Source organism: Marivita sp. (assembly GCF_017643905.1).
Lineage (GTDB): Bacteria > Pseudomonadota > Alphaproteobacteria > Rhodobacterales > Rhodobacteraceae > Marivita.
Map to the genome: position 1 here is coordinate 1 of NZ_JAEPMO010000031.1, position 13223 is coordinate 13223.

Sequence of the window (13223 nt, forward strand, 5' to 3'; positions counted from 1 at the left end):
ATGGTATGACCATTCCGACAAAGGCGCGCAGCCGTCCGAGCTGGTGATGTCGATTATCGGTGAAGAGCGTCAGGCGATGGGCAAAGCTGACCCAAGCATTCCCACTGAACATGTCATGCCGCGCATATTGGGCGCGATGACCCGCGAAGCGGAGGCGGTGCTCGCCGAAGGCATCGCCCGATCTGCCGATCATATCGACGTGGTCATGGTCAATGGATATGGGTTTCCTCGTTGGAAGGGTGGGCCGATGTTTGCCGCGCGTGCCGTTGCAGACTGACGCCCCTCGCGCAGGGCAGGATCGACGCGCGGAACATCCTGCCCTAGATGCCAAGTCACGATCATTTTGAAAGGCCAACCATGCACCCGCAGACTGTTCCCGACGCCCTGTTCCACACCCGCGTTCGCAATGATGCCTTGGGCGGACCCAACCCGTTTGAATGGAGGCAGCTGACCTCGAATGATGTCTTCTCCGGCAAACGGATCGTTCTGTTTGGCGTGCCGGGTGCGTTTACGCCAGCCTGTTCGGACAGCCACCTGCCGGGATACGAGGCGCATGCCGACAGGTTTCGTGCGCTGGGTGTCGATCAGGTGATCTGTGTATCGGTAAATGATGCCTTCGTGATGCATCAGTGGGCCCTGTCTCGGAACATCGAAAACGTTATGATGCTGCCTGACGGAAACGGCGAATTCACCCGCAAGATGGGGATGCTGGTCGAACGGACCAGCAATGGCATGGGCCTGCGCAGCTGGCGGTATTCGATGTATGTGAACGACGGGCAGATCGAAAAACTGTTCAGCGAGCCGGGGTTCAAAGACAACCCACCAGGTGTACCGCTGGATGTGTCTGCCGCCGAGGTCATGTTCGCCTATCTTCAGGGGCTTTGACGCCTTCGAATACCTGAAAATGGTCTCGAAGGTGGCAAGCCGCACGTCTGACTGGGGCTGTTCAAGTTGTTCGGCTTGCGCCTATCCTTTGCGGACAGCCGGTTTCAGAAGGTAGATCATGTCCAAAATCGAAGATGTCCCCAAGGCACAGCCGGTGCGCAGCCGGAACCCCGAGCGGACACGGGCTGAGATTCTGTCGGTGGCGGTCACCGAGTTTGCCGAACACGGATTTCACGGCGCGCGGGTGGAGCGCATCACCAAGGCTGCCAAGTGTAATGCGCGCATGATCTACCACTACTTTGGCGGCAAGGAGCAATTGTACCTCGCGGTTCTGGACAGTGTTTACGCTCAGATCCGAAACCGCGAAGCGCAGTTGCGGTTCGGGACGGCCGATCCCGTTCTCGAAGCGCGCCGTCTGGTGGAATTCACCTATGATTACTTTGCCCAGAACGGCGATTTCCTGAAGCTGATCCGTAATGAGAACCTGTTGAACGGCAAGTATATCAAGCGATCACAGATGATCCGCGACATGTCGCAGCCGTTTATCACGGCGATTGGTGAATTGATGGAGCGGGGTCATGCAGCAGGCTCGTTTTCCCGCAAACCCGACCCGGTTCAGCTTTATGTGACTGTTGTCGCGCTGTCTGCGCACCACCTCAACAATGCCGCAACGCTGGGCACTGTCGTCGGACAGGATCTGACCGATCCTGCGTGGCAGGACGCGCGGCGGGATCATACCGTTGACGTTGTTTTGTCCTATCTCGGGGCTGGAACACAGGTCTGACGTTCGCGCTTCGGGTGGAACGTTCACTTACTTACGATTTCACGAAAGCAGAGATTGAAGCGCCAGTTGGCCCGTTGGGCTGATTGCGACTTCGTCGCGTTTTGCCAGACGGGTGTTGCGGGTTGGCGATTCTTGCTTCCCTCATTCAGCGTAATCGACGGAAGCATGTGACGTTTTTCCGTGTCGGTATACTTCCGCATATGCAAGTTTTACGGGCAAACAGCGTGCAAATCGGCTGCGATTTGGTCGCAGGCGGAAATTAGTCAAAAAAAATTTACTTAGAATTTTGGCTCGGAAATACTCTGCGATTTACCAGCAGGCATGAACATTTTAGCACACCCCGCAGACCCCGCAGACCCTGTAGAGACCGTAAGCCCGACCGCGGTGCCAAGTGCTGCCGCGACGCGGATCAAAGCCGTGGAATTGCAGCAGGCCTCAGTTGTTTTTGGCACTGGCGACAGGGCAGTGACGGCCTTGTCCCCCACGAAACTGACCCTGGAGCAGGGCGACTTCGTTGCTCTTGTCGGGCCCTCGGGCTGTGGAAAGTCGACCATCCTGCGACTGGTCACCAGCCTGATCACTCCGTCCTCGGGCGCGGTTTTGGTCGGTGGGCGGGATGCTGCGATCCGGCACCTGCGTATGGGGATGGCGTTTCAGAACCCCACCATGCTGCCGTGGCTGACGATCGAGCAGAACGTGATGATGCCTCTCAAGATCGTCAAACCGTTCAAGAACACCTTTCGGCAGGACCGCAAGGGCGCGTTCCGCGACAGGGTGCACACGCTCTTGGGGCAGGTCGGGCTCAAGGATTTTGCAGGCCATTTCCCGTGGCAATTGTCCGGTGGAATGTTGCAGCGCGCCAATCTGTGCCGGGCGCTGGTGCATGATCCCGATCTTCTGCTGTTGGATGAACCCTTCGGCGCGTTGGATCAGTTCACCCGGGAAGAGCTGTGGCAGATCCTGCAGGACCTCTACCTTGACCGCAAACCCACGGTCCTTCTGGTCACCCACGACCTGCGCGAAGCCGGCTTTTTGGCCAAGCGGATTTGCGTGATGAGCGCGCGTCCGGGGCGGATCATTTCCGATGAGGTGGTGCCGTTGCCGCAGCCGCGCGCCATCGAAACGATTTACTCGCCTGAATTCGTCGAAATGACCCAGACCCTCCGGGCGCTGATCGCCCAGGTCCGGACCTAGGAGCGCGCCATGAACGAAAAGCAACGCATCCGGATGTGGTCGTTTTCCCTGATCGCAGGTTTCTTCCTCATGTGGGAACTGCTCTGCATCGTGCTGGGCGTCTCCGATCTTGTATTGCCGCGCCCGTCCGAGATCCTTGTGACGCTCTGGACCAAATTCCCGATCCTGTGGCCGCATATTCTGCAGACCCTCTATTCGACGCTGATCGGATTTTCGCTTGGGGTTTGTATTGGCGTGTCTCTGGGTGTTCTGGTCGGGACCTCCAAAGTGGCGTATTCCGTCGCCTATCCCTTGCTGGTCGGGTTCTCGTCGATACCCAAGGTCGCAGTCGTTCCCATCTTCGTGCTCTGGTTCGGCTCTGGCACCACACCTGCGATCCTGACCGCGATGGTGATCTGCGTGTTCCCCATCGTGGTGAACATCGCGACTGGCCTTGCCAAGACCGAGCCTGACCTTGAAGACGTGCTCAAGACGCTGGGTGCGTCAAAGTCCGAAATCCTTTGGAATGTTGGTCTACCGCGCACCATGCCGTATTTCTTCGCCTCGCTGAAAGTGGCCATCACCCTGTCTTTCGTGGGCGCGGTTTTGTCCGAGACGGTGGCCTCCAACCGGGGCATCGGCAACGTGATGATGACCGCATCATCGAACTTTCAGGTGTCGCTGGTGTTCGCCGGTCTGATCATCCTCGCCGTGCTTGGGGTCGTTCTTTACGCGCTCTTCTCCTGGCTGGAGCGCCGGGTGACCGGATGGGCCACCCGTGACACCGAAATCGCCATCACCTGACCTGTATTCCCTTAGATCGAAAGGACAAAACGATGAAGCATACTCTGTTTGCCGCCGCAGTCGCCGTGATGGCCGGGATCACCCCGGCGATGGCCGAGATGACGGACATCAAGTTTACCCTTGGCTGGAAGACCCAAGGGTCCGACGCGCCCTTTCTGGTGGCGCTGAACAAAGGCTATTTCGAAGAAGAAGGGCTGAACGTCACCATCGATCAGGGGGAAGGCTCTGCCGCCACCGTGACCCGCATCATGAGCGGTGCCTACGACGCCGGGTTCGGTGACATCAATGCGATCATCCAAAACGCCGCTGCGCGTCCGGGCGAAGCACCGATGATGGTGTTCCAGATGTGGAACCGCCCGCCGTTCGCGATCGCGGTGCCCAAGGAACTGGGGCTGACGTCGCCCAAGCAACTCGAAGGCAAGACACTGGGCGGCGCTCAGGGCACACCGACCACGCGGCTGTTTCCGGTCTTTGCCCGTCTGAACGACATCGACATCGATACGGTGAAGTACGAAAGCCTTGCGCCGAACCTTCAGGAACCCATGCTGATCCGCGGGGAAATCGACGGGGCGTACACCTTTACGGTTTCGAGCTGGTTCAACCTCATTGCCAACCGCAAGGATCCGGCCGCTGATTTCGACTGGTTCAACTACGAGGACTACGGCATGGACCTTTATTCCAACGGCATGATGGTCTCGCGCACATTGCTGGCGGAAAACCCCGAAGCCGTCGCGGGGCTTGTGCGCGCGGTCACAAAGGCGACGCTGGAAGTGATGAAGAATCAGGACGTCGCTGTTGAAGCGATCATGGCCTTTGACAACCTTGTCGACCCAGAACTGGAGCGGGCACGGTTGGAATTTGCACTGACCAAGCTGATGAACGCGCCCGAGACGGCCGAGACGGGCATTGGCGATCTTGTGGATGAGCGTCTGACCCGGTCCATCGCCCTCATTGCCGAGGGTTACGGCCTCGACACTATCCCCGAAGCGTCGGAAATCTTTGACCGTTCCTTCCTCAGCCCCGCGTCCGAGCGGATGCTGGACGTGTCGATCAACTGATCCAAATTAATTGCCAGATGCGCCGGGGCTATCGCCCGGCGTATCGCTTGAGACAGCTTACCAATTCAAGGAAGATCCGAATGGACATGAAGACCGATCCCGTCGTCGAGGCCAAGGCAATTGTGGAAGCCTACCTCGAACGCTCCATGGTTCCGGATCCCGAAGGCGCATCGGCCTATGTCTCGCAGGATTTTCAGCTGATCTTTACCGGAGGGCGCCGGTTTGCAGGCCCGGCGGACGCCTCGGCCTTCAATGCCAAACGGTATGCCTGGGTCAAGAAACGGTTCTTGCGCACGGACGCCGCACTCGATGCCGAGACGGGCGACGTGCATGTCTACAACACCGGCTATCTTTACGGCGAATGGAAGGACGGCACCACGTTCGAGACCAACCGGTACATGGACAAGTTCATCGTGCGCGGAGGAAAGATCGTGGCGACGGATGTCTGGAATGACAGTGCGGAAATCCTGCTTCACAAGGCCGGATTGGCGGAGGCGAATTTCTAGATGCTGCGCGACCATGGACGCTACGCCTACAACCCGATCACCGGGCGACCGGATTACACCTGGCCGAATGGGACGCGGCTGGCGGTCTATATCGGACTGAACCTCGAACACTTTGCCTTTGGAGAAGGATTGGGTGCGGAAATCGCGCCCGGCGGGCCGCAGCCCGATGTGCTGAACTATGCGTGGCGGGACTATGGCAACCGTGTCGGCGCGTGGCGGATGCGGGATATGTTCGACGTGTTGGACATGCCGGTCAGCGTTCTTGCCAACAGCGCGATGTACGATTACGCGCCCGACCTCATGGCAGCCTTTCGTGAGCGAGGCGACGAGATCGTTGGGCATGGGCGCACGAATTCAGAACGGCAAAGCGTGCTGGACCGGGCAGGTGAGGCGGCACTGATCGCAGAGGCAACGCAGGTCCTGACAGAGGCCGAAGGTGTGGCTCCGCAGGGATGGCTGTCACCTTGGATTGCTGAAAGTGTCGATACGCCCGATCTTCTGGCCGAGGCGGGTTACGGCTATACCCTCAACTGGTGTATGGACGATCAGCCGGTCTGGATGCAGACCAGCGCGGGGCGGCTTCTGTCCATCCCATACCCACAAGAGGCCAACGACATTCCCTCCATTGTGGCGCGCAAGGATGGTGCGGCGCAGTTTGCGGACATGATCATCGACAATTTTGACGAAATGCTGGAGCAGTCCAAGACGCAGCCTTTGGTCATGGGCATTGCACTGCATCCCTATCTTGTGGGGCAACCGTACCGGCTGCGCCACCTTCGTCGGGCCTTGGCGCATATCTGCGCCCATCGGGACGATATCTGGCTGACCCGAAGCGGAGAGATCCATGACTATTGCCGGAACAGCATCCCTGATCTGATCGTGTAACCGGAGCCTAAGCGCTCGCAAAGAGCGGGCAGGTTGGAAATTCGTGTGCCGGACGCATTATTTTACCACTTGGTAAAAAATCGGGGGCGCCTTGGATCATCCATGGCGGGATCCGCGTGCCAAACGGTTCTTCCTGAAACTTCGGCTCGACGCTCCGCGCCTCCTGCGCGATGATGGACCCGGCACAACGCGTTCAGGAGTCGGTCGGCATCCGTCCGGCGACCCTGCGGCAAGCGCCCCGGCGAAAGGAACCGACGCCGCATGGAACCGACCGGCACCGACCGTTTGAAGATTGTCATTTTGCTGCTGGCAGCAACCGGTCTGGCTTTGGGTCTTATATTCTGGCTTGCTGACAGGCCGGATATCGCGGACCTTGTCTGGATTGCCGGGGTTGTTCCCGCGCTTGTGGCGTTGGTGATCGAGATCCTGCGCAGCCTGCGATCTGGCGAAATCGGTCTGGACATCGTGGCAGCGCTCTCGATGTCGGCGGCATTGGTCTTTGGCGAAACACTGGCCGCTGCGGTGGTTGCGGTGATGTATTCCGGCGGTACGTTCCTTGAGGCTTTTGCGGAAGGCCGCGCGCGTCGCGAAATGCACGACCTGTTGTCCCGCGTGCCGCGATCCGCGACGCGACACCGCGATGGTGGGTTGGAAGATGTCCCGCTGGACGAGATCGCCATGGGCGACCGGCTTTTGATCCGGCAGGGCGATGTGGTGCCCGTAGACGGGACAGTGGCGTCCGACACAGCCTTTGTGGACATGTCTGCGTTGACGGGTGAATCCCTGCCAGTCCGCTTGGCGCGTGGCGCAGAGGCGATGAGCGGCTCGACCAATGCGGGTGAAGCGTTTGACCTGACCGCGATGCGCGAAGCCAAGGACAGCACCTATGCGGGCATAGTCCGGCTGGTCGAGGAGGCGCAGGCCTCCAAAGCGCCGATGTCCCGGCTGGCGGACCGCTGGTCACTGGGGTTTCTCTTGGTGACAGTCTCGATCGCTTTTGCGGCGTGGTGGTTTACAGGCGACCCGATCCGGGCGGTGGCGGTGCTGGTCGTGGCAACGCCTTGTCCGCTGATCCTTGCTGTACCGGTGGCGCTTGTGGCGGGGCTGTCGCGGGCCGCGCATTTCGGCTTTCTGATCAAGGGTGCTGGTCCGCTCGAAACGATGGCACGGATCCGCACGCTGATCCTCGACAAAACCGGCACGCTGACGGATGGCCGACCGCAGATCGTGTCGATCAACAGCGCAAACGGCATGTCTCCGGAAGACATTCTGCGCTTTGCCGCATCCCTGGATCAGGCCTCGAAACACCCCGTGGCGCAGGCGGTTGTGGTTGCGGCCAAGCTGCGCGGGCAAGCGTTGCCGATACCGACCGATGTGATGGAGATGCCGGGCGAAGGTGTCAAAGGGCGTGTCGAGGGCCGCGAGGTGATTGTCGGTGGCGATGATTTTGTAGCGTCATTGGTTGGTCGAGCGGGCAGGGGGCTGCCCGGCAAGGACGTGGGGTCTGTGTTGGTCGCTGTTGCAATCGATGGGCAGATGGCGGGCCATCTGGTCATGTCGGACCCGCTGCGCGAAGGCACCAGCGCCATGCTGGCGGGGCTGCGTCGCCAAGGGATCAGTCGGATTCTGTTGGCCACTGGTGACCGCGCTGAGGTGGCTGAACGTGTGACCGAGGGACTTGGCCTTGACGGTTTGCGGACTGGGCTGACACCCGATCAGAAAGTGTTGCTGGTTCTCACCGAGCGCAAGCATGGACCGTTGATGATGGTGGGCGACGGCGTGAACGACGCGCCTGCGCTGGCAGCGGCCGATGTCGGTGTCGCCATGGGGGCAAGGGGCGCTGCCGCGTCGGCCGAGGCCGCTGACGTGGTGCTACTGGTGGATCGGATCGACCGGTTGGGGCCGGGGATCGAGATCGCGCGCGCGTCCCGTCGGATCGCCATGGAAAGCGTGGTTGTGGGGATCGGACTTTCTGTTCTGGGCATGATTGCTGCGGCCTACGGATATCTCGGTCCGGTTCAGGGCGCGTTGTTGCAAGAGGTGATCGACGTGGCTGTCATCCTCAATGCCCTGCGGGCGCTGCGCATCGCACCGCAGGATGTTATGTCGGGGAACCCGGTGCCGATACCAGCCTCGGGCCCGGACACAGCACAGGGGGCGACCCCATAGGCCGATAGAAGCTGACCGTCGCACACTGCGAACCCTTGCATCGACGCGTTTCTTGTCCACCCAATGCAAGACCACTTTCAAAACAGGACTGCGCCATGAACGACGCCACCCAAGCCAGCGCCCAAAGCTACGCTCCAGACTCCCGGAACGACGAAGTCGAAGTTTATGTGAACGGAGCGTTTTTCCCCCGTGACGCGGCCAGGGTGTCAGTCTTCGACAGTGGCTTCGTTCTGGGGGACGGAGTGTGGGAGGGGCTGCGGCTTGTGAAGGGGCGGCTTCTTGCGGTCGACGACCACATGGCGCGGCTTTATGAGGGCGCCAATTCCATCCAACTGGATATCGGGATGGATCGGGACGCATTGGTTGGCGAAATCTGGAAGACCCTCCGTCATAACAAGATGGAAGACGGCGCGCATATTCGGTTGATGATTTCGCGCGGCGTGAAATCCACCCCTAACCAGGACCCGCGATTTATCGTTGGCGGCGCAACCATCGTCATCGTTGCGGAATACAAGCAACCCAATGCGGCGCTCAAGGCGCGTGGATTGAAATTGCTAACCTCGACCATCCGCTGTTCGACGCCGGATGTGTTCGATCTGCGGCTCAATTCCCATTCGCGGCTGAATTTCATTCAAGCGCTGATCCAGGCGATCAATATGGGCGCGGACGAGGCTTTGATGCTGGATGACCGCGGCTTTGTGGCAAGCTGCAATTCGACGAATTTCTTCATTGTCCGGGGCGAGGAGTTGTGGACGTCCACCGGAAGCACCTGTTTCAACGGGATCACGCGGTCCAAAGTCATCACGCTGTGGCGCGATGCAGGCAAACCGATTTTCGAAAAGGATTACACGCTTGCTGAAACTTATGCGGCGGATGAAGCCTTTGTGACTGGAACGCTGGGTGGGATCACTCCGGTGACCACGATCGATGGGCGCAAAGTGGGCAGCGGCACACCGGGGCCTGTCACCGCAGGTATTTCGGAACTCTACAAGGCATTTATCGGGGAGTGATTGTTTCTGCGCGGCAGTTGCCAAGCTTTTTCATGGCAACAACTTTTTCAATCTTTTGGTGCTGAGGCGAGGGGTAGGATCGTCTAAACCCCGCTCGCATGTTGAAAAGCTATATGATTAGATGTTTAACTTGTGTCGCACGGCTTGCTGTGTGAAAAATGGCGCGGTTTGGCGATCACTGACGAGATGATCCACACGGCCCCAAGTTTTTGACCGGACAGGTAAATTCTATGCAGACTCTTACGACGGCACCCACTTTGATGACCGAGCGGTTGATATTGCGCGGACCTTAAAGGAATGACCTGCCGGCGTTCACCCGTTTCATGACAAGTGCTCCATCGCTGCAGGCGCAGGGGGAAACGGTGACCTCTCAACAGGCGTGGTTCGGTTTTCTGACGGGCATCGGTAATTGGCAATAGCACGGCATCGGTTTCTTTACTCTGGTTGAGCGGAGCACGGGACAGCCGATTGGCCGCGCCGGTTTGATCCAGCATTCCGATTGGCCCGATATCGAACTGGCTTGGCATTTGTTCGAAGGGTCAGAGGGGAAAGGATTTGCCACTGAAGCCGCGCGGGAAGTCAAGACCTGGGCCATTGAGGCACTCGGGCTGGGCCGGCTTTACAGCTATATCATCGTTGCAAATACCCGGTCGCAGGCGGTGGCAAAACGGTTTGGCGCTGTCAGCGATGGAACCCGCGCACCCCATGAGCCAGAGGCGGAGGTGTGGGTTCATCCGCTGAACAGCGATTGACCCAACACCTTACGACTTCGGACCGAAGGACACGACCGGGAGCGGATTCTCGTCAGAGGATGACGTCGACTGTCGCCTGCTCGCCGTCGGCGCTTGGGGTAAAGATCATGGATACGGCTTTGGCCTCGGCGTCCGCCAGTCGATTGAAAATGCGGTCCCGACCATTGGCCGGATGTCCATCTATGTAGAATTGCGTCGTCAAACGTTCACGACTGTCGTCAAAGACTTTGACGTGAATGTGGGGCGTGCGGCCCGGATAGGTCACGGGCTTGATGGTGCGAAAGCTGTAGCTGCCATCGGGGCCTGTGATGTCGTGACCAAAGCCCTGAAAGCCAGCATCGAACGCGATGCTCTGGCGATCGCTGCTGTGCAGGTATTTGCCGTTCATGTCACATTGCCAGATCTCAATGCGGTAACCGGCCAGAGGGGTGCCACCCTTGTCAGTGAGGCGCCCCTTGAGCATGAAGACTTCGCCGCCCGCCTCGCGGACTGCGCCGATGATCTTGACCAGATCGTTGTCAACATCTGCGCTGCGCATGGAGGGAGTAGGATAGAATGGGCCCTCGGTCGCCGGTGGTGTCGCGGTTGCAGCTAGAAGTGGTTGCGCGGAGATGCCGGCGTGTCTGATTTTTCGAGGTCATATTTGTATGGCTCCGTTTCCAAGTCTCTAAACTTAAACGCAGCGACCTGGTTGTTCCGTCGCCAAAAGGTTTTTTTATTTGCCGCTTTTCAGCGCAAATTTCCTCTGGTCTCGATAAACGCTCTCAAAAAACTATAAAAGTAGGTTTTTAGTGATGCCAGGTGAACAGCACGTCATCACATGAAATCCGGATGGTCTTGGAGTGTGGCTTTAAAAAGCGACTATAACTGTTTGGAATCTTTTGGACTTGCCGTTTGTTTTACGGGTTTCGAAGCGAAATGCTTTACTTGGTCGCGCTGGATCACCGGCGTCGCTTCGTGCCTCGCGGAGGGCCGAAAGCAGCGTCACGTCAGCTTGATCTCAACACGAACCATGTCGCCACGGTAGATGCCGTTCGCGACAAGCGCGATTGTCCCGTCCTCTGCCACCGCAACGCGTTGAACATAGGCAATTGGGTCTCCCAGTGGCACGCCAAGAAGTCCGCTGACTTCCGGGTCGGCCGAACCGATGGTCAGAACCTGGCGGGCATCCACGATCTTCAGGCCTGGGATATCCGCGATCAACCGCATCGACGTCTTTGACGTAAAATCCGTCGCGTCGATCTTGTGAGCCAACCGTTCGTCGATAAAGACATCTGCCAGCAGGAAACACTCGCCTTCATGGCTGTGTCGTCTGCGCAGGTGCAGGTAGGAGGGGGCGAGCGTGCTGTATCCGCTCGGATAATCCGTTGGTTTTGCGCCAGTTTCTTTGCTGAGAAGCTCAATATGAGCGTTGTCGCGCGACATCAAAAGGCCGTTCCAGTCTGTCTGGACCTCACACCACAAATCGCGGCGGTTGCTTTTGCGGACAAAGGTCCCCTTGGCGCGGAATCGCTCGATCAGGCCTTCCTGCTCCAGCAAGCCAAGTGCCTGTCGGATCGTCATGTTTGCGACGCCACATTCCTTGGCCAGTTCCTCGACCGTTGGAATGCGGGAGTCGATGGGCCATTCGTTGGTCTCGATCCGACGCCGAAAAAGCGCAGCCAGTTGCAGGTAACGGGCGACGGCGCTTTTACGCAGCGCCGTAGCTGTCTGTGAGGGTTTGCCTGTATCAGCCATGTCTGTCTCCGAACAGTTCCGGGCCGGTTTTGGGGCCTCTTGGTACCATAAAGGTTCACTTGTGCTAGCTCATTATGTTTTCTCTGGTCGCAGCAAGAGCGCTGGCCTCTGAGCCGGTCAGCGTGTCGTTGGACCCAAGACACACACACCTGTTCAAAGAAAACTGCGGCTGTTGGCTGATCCGTCGGACGTGGAGGGAGGTCTCGTGAAACGAACGCGACGCGCGCAACGGCTCGGAAAGAACGCATCTGCAAGCGGTCCGGTGGCAGCCTGTAAGGTGCGCTACGTCGATTACTCGGCCGCAGCGCGTCTGGGCAGCGACGGCAGTTCTGTCACAGAGGGCGGGTCGCTTTTCAATTCAGGAGCGATATGGTCGGGCAAGTTCGTCGGCGTAGTCATAGTCCATCAACACAGTTGCTCAGGCGCGGAACCCGTCGAGTGGCGTCGCCGCAATCATTTTTGCAAGTTCTTGGCGACGCTCCGCACCGGTACCACTTGTTAGCCAGCGGTCCACTGTCGCAGCCGCGAATGCCTCCATCCCGGACGCTTCCGCCATCGCGATGCGGTCAATCCAGCCAGCAGCACCACCGGGTGCCGTCCGGGCCTGACCGTCGCACAAGACCAGCGCGGCGAACCGATCCTCAGCCATCTTGTGGGCAGCTAGGCCGGTGGGCACACCCATTGACACGCCAACATAGGACGCACGCGCGACGCCAGCCGCATCCATAACCGCCAGAAGGTCGGAGCCGAGATCGTCAAAGGCGATCGGTTGCATGGGCACAGTTGATTTGCCGTGCCCGGCCTGATCTTAGCGCAAAATTCCATAGCGGTCTGCTAGTGCAGCGGCCTGCGCATCCCAAAGCGTGATGTCCGTGACGAGCGAGTTTCCGAAGATGATCCACGGCGCAGTGTCCGACTGCGGGGCAATTGCCTCGGCATATAGGTGATATCGGCGCGGTCGATTTTGAGGATTTGAGCTTTTGAAACTTCCGATGTCATCCCTGTGCCCGTCCCCTGGATTGACGTGTCGCGCCCTGCGTCGTGGTTGGGTTTGGCCCGGGCTTTCGCGGTCCAGGCAATCTATGAGCGAACTGAAAGCTATTGATATGGTTTTTTGTGGGTGCGCACTCGCGAATTCGCAAAATAGCAAGTTGGAATACATGGATAAGACATGCACCGGCGGTCCAAGATCGTTCCGGACCATGGTTAGAGGTGACGGAATTGAACACCGTTTTCAGACTTGAACTCGGTGAGTTTGAAGATCGACCCAAGTCCGAAAAGCATAGATGCGGTCCTGTCTCGGGCAAAAACGCGACCCTTGCTTTCATGGATGATATTGGTGAAAGACCCCCCAAAAAAGAGTCATCATTTTTCTCGTTGCTTCTCATTGGTTGCAGCGCTCTGAAGGCGTGATGTGCCCTCAGACGATGTTGGTATCGACCTGAAAGCTATGTTTATGA

Annotated in this window: 13 protein-coding genes and 2 pseudogenes; 11 read left to right on the forward strand and 4 right to left on the reverse strand. The window is 58.7% G+C overall.

Going from position 1 to position 13223, the window contains the following annotated elements; genetic code table 11:
- The 10 genes and pseudogenes from JJ869_RS06740 to JJ869_RS06785 form a co-directional block, all read left to right on the forward strand.
- A pseudogene (locus tag JJ869_RS06740) lies at positions 1–277 on the forward strand (3-hydroxyacyl-CoA dehydrogenase); the annotation flags it as partial.
- An 80-nt stretch (positions 278–357) separates the two neighbouring features.
- Complete coding sequence (locus JJ869_RS06745; RefSeq protein WP_292265494.1) at positions 358–885, forward strand: peroxiredoxin; 528 nt, start codon at positions 358–360, stop codon at positions 883–885.
- 118 nt (positions 886–1003) lie between these two features.
- A complete protein-coding gene (locus JJ869_RS06750; protein ID WP_292265495.1) occupies positions 1004–1669 on the forward strand; it encodes a TetR/AcrR family transcriptional regulator in 666 nt (221 codons plus the stop codon).
- 321 nt (positions 1670–1990) lie between these two features.
- Positions 1991–2863, forward strand: a complete 873-nt coding sequence (locus tag JJ869_RS06755) for an ABC transporter ATP-binding protein (RefSeq protein ID WP_292265496.1) — start codon at positions 1991–1993, stop codon at positions 2861–2863.
- 9 nt (positions 2864–2872) lie between these two features.
- Positions 2873–3646 (forward strand): ABC transporter permease, encoded by a 774-nt coding sequence (locus JJ869_RS06760; RefSeq protein ID WP_292265497.1) that lies wholly within the window; start codon positions 2873–2875, stop codon positions 3644–3646.
- A gap of 32 nt (positions 3647–3678) precedes the next feature.
- Positions 3679–4704: an ABC transporter substrate-binding protein gene (locus JJ869_RS06765; RefSeq protein ID WP_292265498.1), complete on the forward strand. Its 1026-nt coding sequence runs from the start codon at positions 3679–3681 to the stop codon at positions 4702–4704.
- Positions 4705–4784: 80 nt separating this feature from the next.
- The gene (locus tag JJ869_RS06770; protein ID WP_292265499.1) at positions 4785–5210 is read left to right on the forward strand and encodes a nuclear transport factor 2 family protein; all 426 of its coding nucleotides are present in this window, start codon (positions 4785–4787) and stop codon (positions 5208–5210) included.
- On the forward strand, positions 5211–6095 hold the full coding sequence (locus tag JJ869_RS06775; RefSeq protein ID WP_292265500.1) for a polysaccharide deacetylase family protein: 885 nt from the start codon (positions 5211–5213) through the stop codon (positions 6093–6095).
- 261 nt (positions 6096–6356) lie between these two features.
- Complete coding sequence (locus tag JJ869_RS06780) at positions 6357–8264, forward strand: heavy metal translocating P-type ATPase (RefSeq protein ID WP_292265501.1); 1908 nt, start codon at positions 6357–6359, stop codon at positions 8262–8264.
- Positions 8265–8359: 95 nt separating this feature from the next.
- Positions 8360–9274 (forward strand): aminotransferase class IV, encoded by a 915-nt coding sequence (locus JJ869_RS06785; protein ID WP_292265502.1) that lies wholly within the window; start codon positions 8360–8362, stop codon positions 9272–9274.
- 125 nt (positions 9275–9399) lie between these two features.
- Here the strand turns inward: JJ869_RS06785 and JJ869_RS06790 are convergent, their stop codons facing one another.
- Positions 9400–9768: a hypothetical protein gene (locus JJ869_RS06790; RefSeq protein WP_292265504.1), complete on the reverse strand. Its 369-nt coding sequence runs from the start codon at positions 9766–9768 to the stop codon at positions 9400–9402.
- Here JJ869_RS06790 and JJ869_RS06795 point away from each other — a divergent pair.
- Positions 9757–10026, forward strand: coding sequence for a GNAT family N-acetyltransferase (locus JJ869_RS06795; RefSeq protein ID WP_292265506.1), 270 nt, complete (start codon positions 9757–9759; stop codon positions 10024–10026). The genes JJ869_RS06790 and JJ869_RS06795 overlap by 12 nt on opposite strands.
- A gap of 52 nt (positions 10027–10078) precedes the next feature.
- On the opposite strand, the gene JJ869_RS06800 is transcribed toward JJ869_RS06795, so the two are convergent.
- The 3 genes and pseudogenes from JJ869_RS06800 to JJ869_RS06810 form a co-directional block, all read right to left on the reverse strand.
- Entirely contained in the window at positions 10079–10654 is a 576-nt protein-coding gene (locus JJ869_RS06800; protein WP_366510415.1) for a protocatechuate 3,4-dioxygenase, read from the reverse strand.
- Between the two features lie 356 nt (positions 10655–11010).
- The gene (locus tag JJ869_RS06805) at positions 11011–11763 is read right to left on the reverse strand and encodes a GntR family transcriptional regulator (protein WP_292265508.1); all 753 of its coding nucleotides are present in this window, start codon (positions 11761–11763) and stop codon (positions 11011–11013) included.
- Between the two features lie 418 nt (positions 11764–12181).
- Positions 12182–12559 (reverse strand): annotated as a pseudogene (locus JJ869_RS06810) (alpha/beta hydrolase); the annotation flags it as partial.
- Positions 12560–13223: the final 664 nt, after the last annotated feature.

What these genes read in the sequence shown, in the direction of transcription:
- JJ869_RS06760 (WP_292265497.1), top strand. Translation starts at nt 2,873, where the DNA reads ATGAACGAAAAGCAACGCATCCGGATGTGGTCGTTTTCCCTGATCGCA.
- JJ869_RS06745 (WP_292265494.1), top strand. Translation starts at nt 358, where the DNA reads ATGCACCCGCAGACTGTTCCCGACGCCCTGTTCCACACCCGCGTTCGC.
- JJ869_RS06785 (WP_292265502.1), top strand. Translation starts at nt 8,360, where the DNA reads ATGAACGACGCCACCCAAGCCAGCGCCCAAAGCTACGCTCCAGACTCC.
- JJ869_RS06750 (WP_292265495.1), top strand. Translation starts at nt 1,004, where the DNA reads ATGTCCAAAATCGAAGATGTCCCCAAGGCACAGCCGGTGCGCAGCCGG.
- JJ869_RS06780 (WP_292265501.1), top strand. Translation starts at nt 6,357, where the DNA reads ATGGAACCGACCGGCACCGACCGTTTGAAGATTGTCATTTTGCTGCTG.
- JJ869_RS06805 (WP_292265508.1), bottom strand. Translation starts at nt 11,763, where the DNA reads ATGGCTGATACAGGCAAACCCTCACAGACAGCTACGGCGCTGCGTAAA.
- JJ869_RS06755 (WP_292265496.1), top strand. Translation starts at nt 1,991, where the DNA reads ATGAACATTTTAGCACACCCCGCAGACCCCGCAGACCCTGTAGAGACC.
- JJ869_RS06770 (WP_292265499.1), top strand. Translation starts at nt 4,785, where the DNA reads ATGGACATGAAGACCGATCCCGTCGTCGAGGCCAAGGCAATTGTGGAA.
- JJ869_RS06765 (WP_292265498.1), top strand. Translation starts at nt 3,679, where the DNA reads ATGAAGCATACTCTGTTTGCCGCCGCAGTCGCCGTGATGGCCGGGATC.
- JJ869_RS06775 (WP_292265500.1), top strand. Translation starts at nt 5,211, where the DNA reads ATGCTGCGCGACCATGGACGCTACGCCTACAACCCGATCACCGGGCGA.
- JJ869_RS06790 (WP_292265504.1), bottom strand. Translation starts at nt 9,768, where the DNA reads ATGCTGGATCAAACCGGCGCGGCCAATCGGCTGTCCCGTGCTCCGCTC.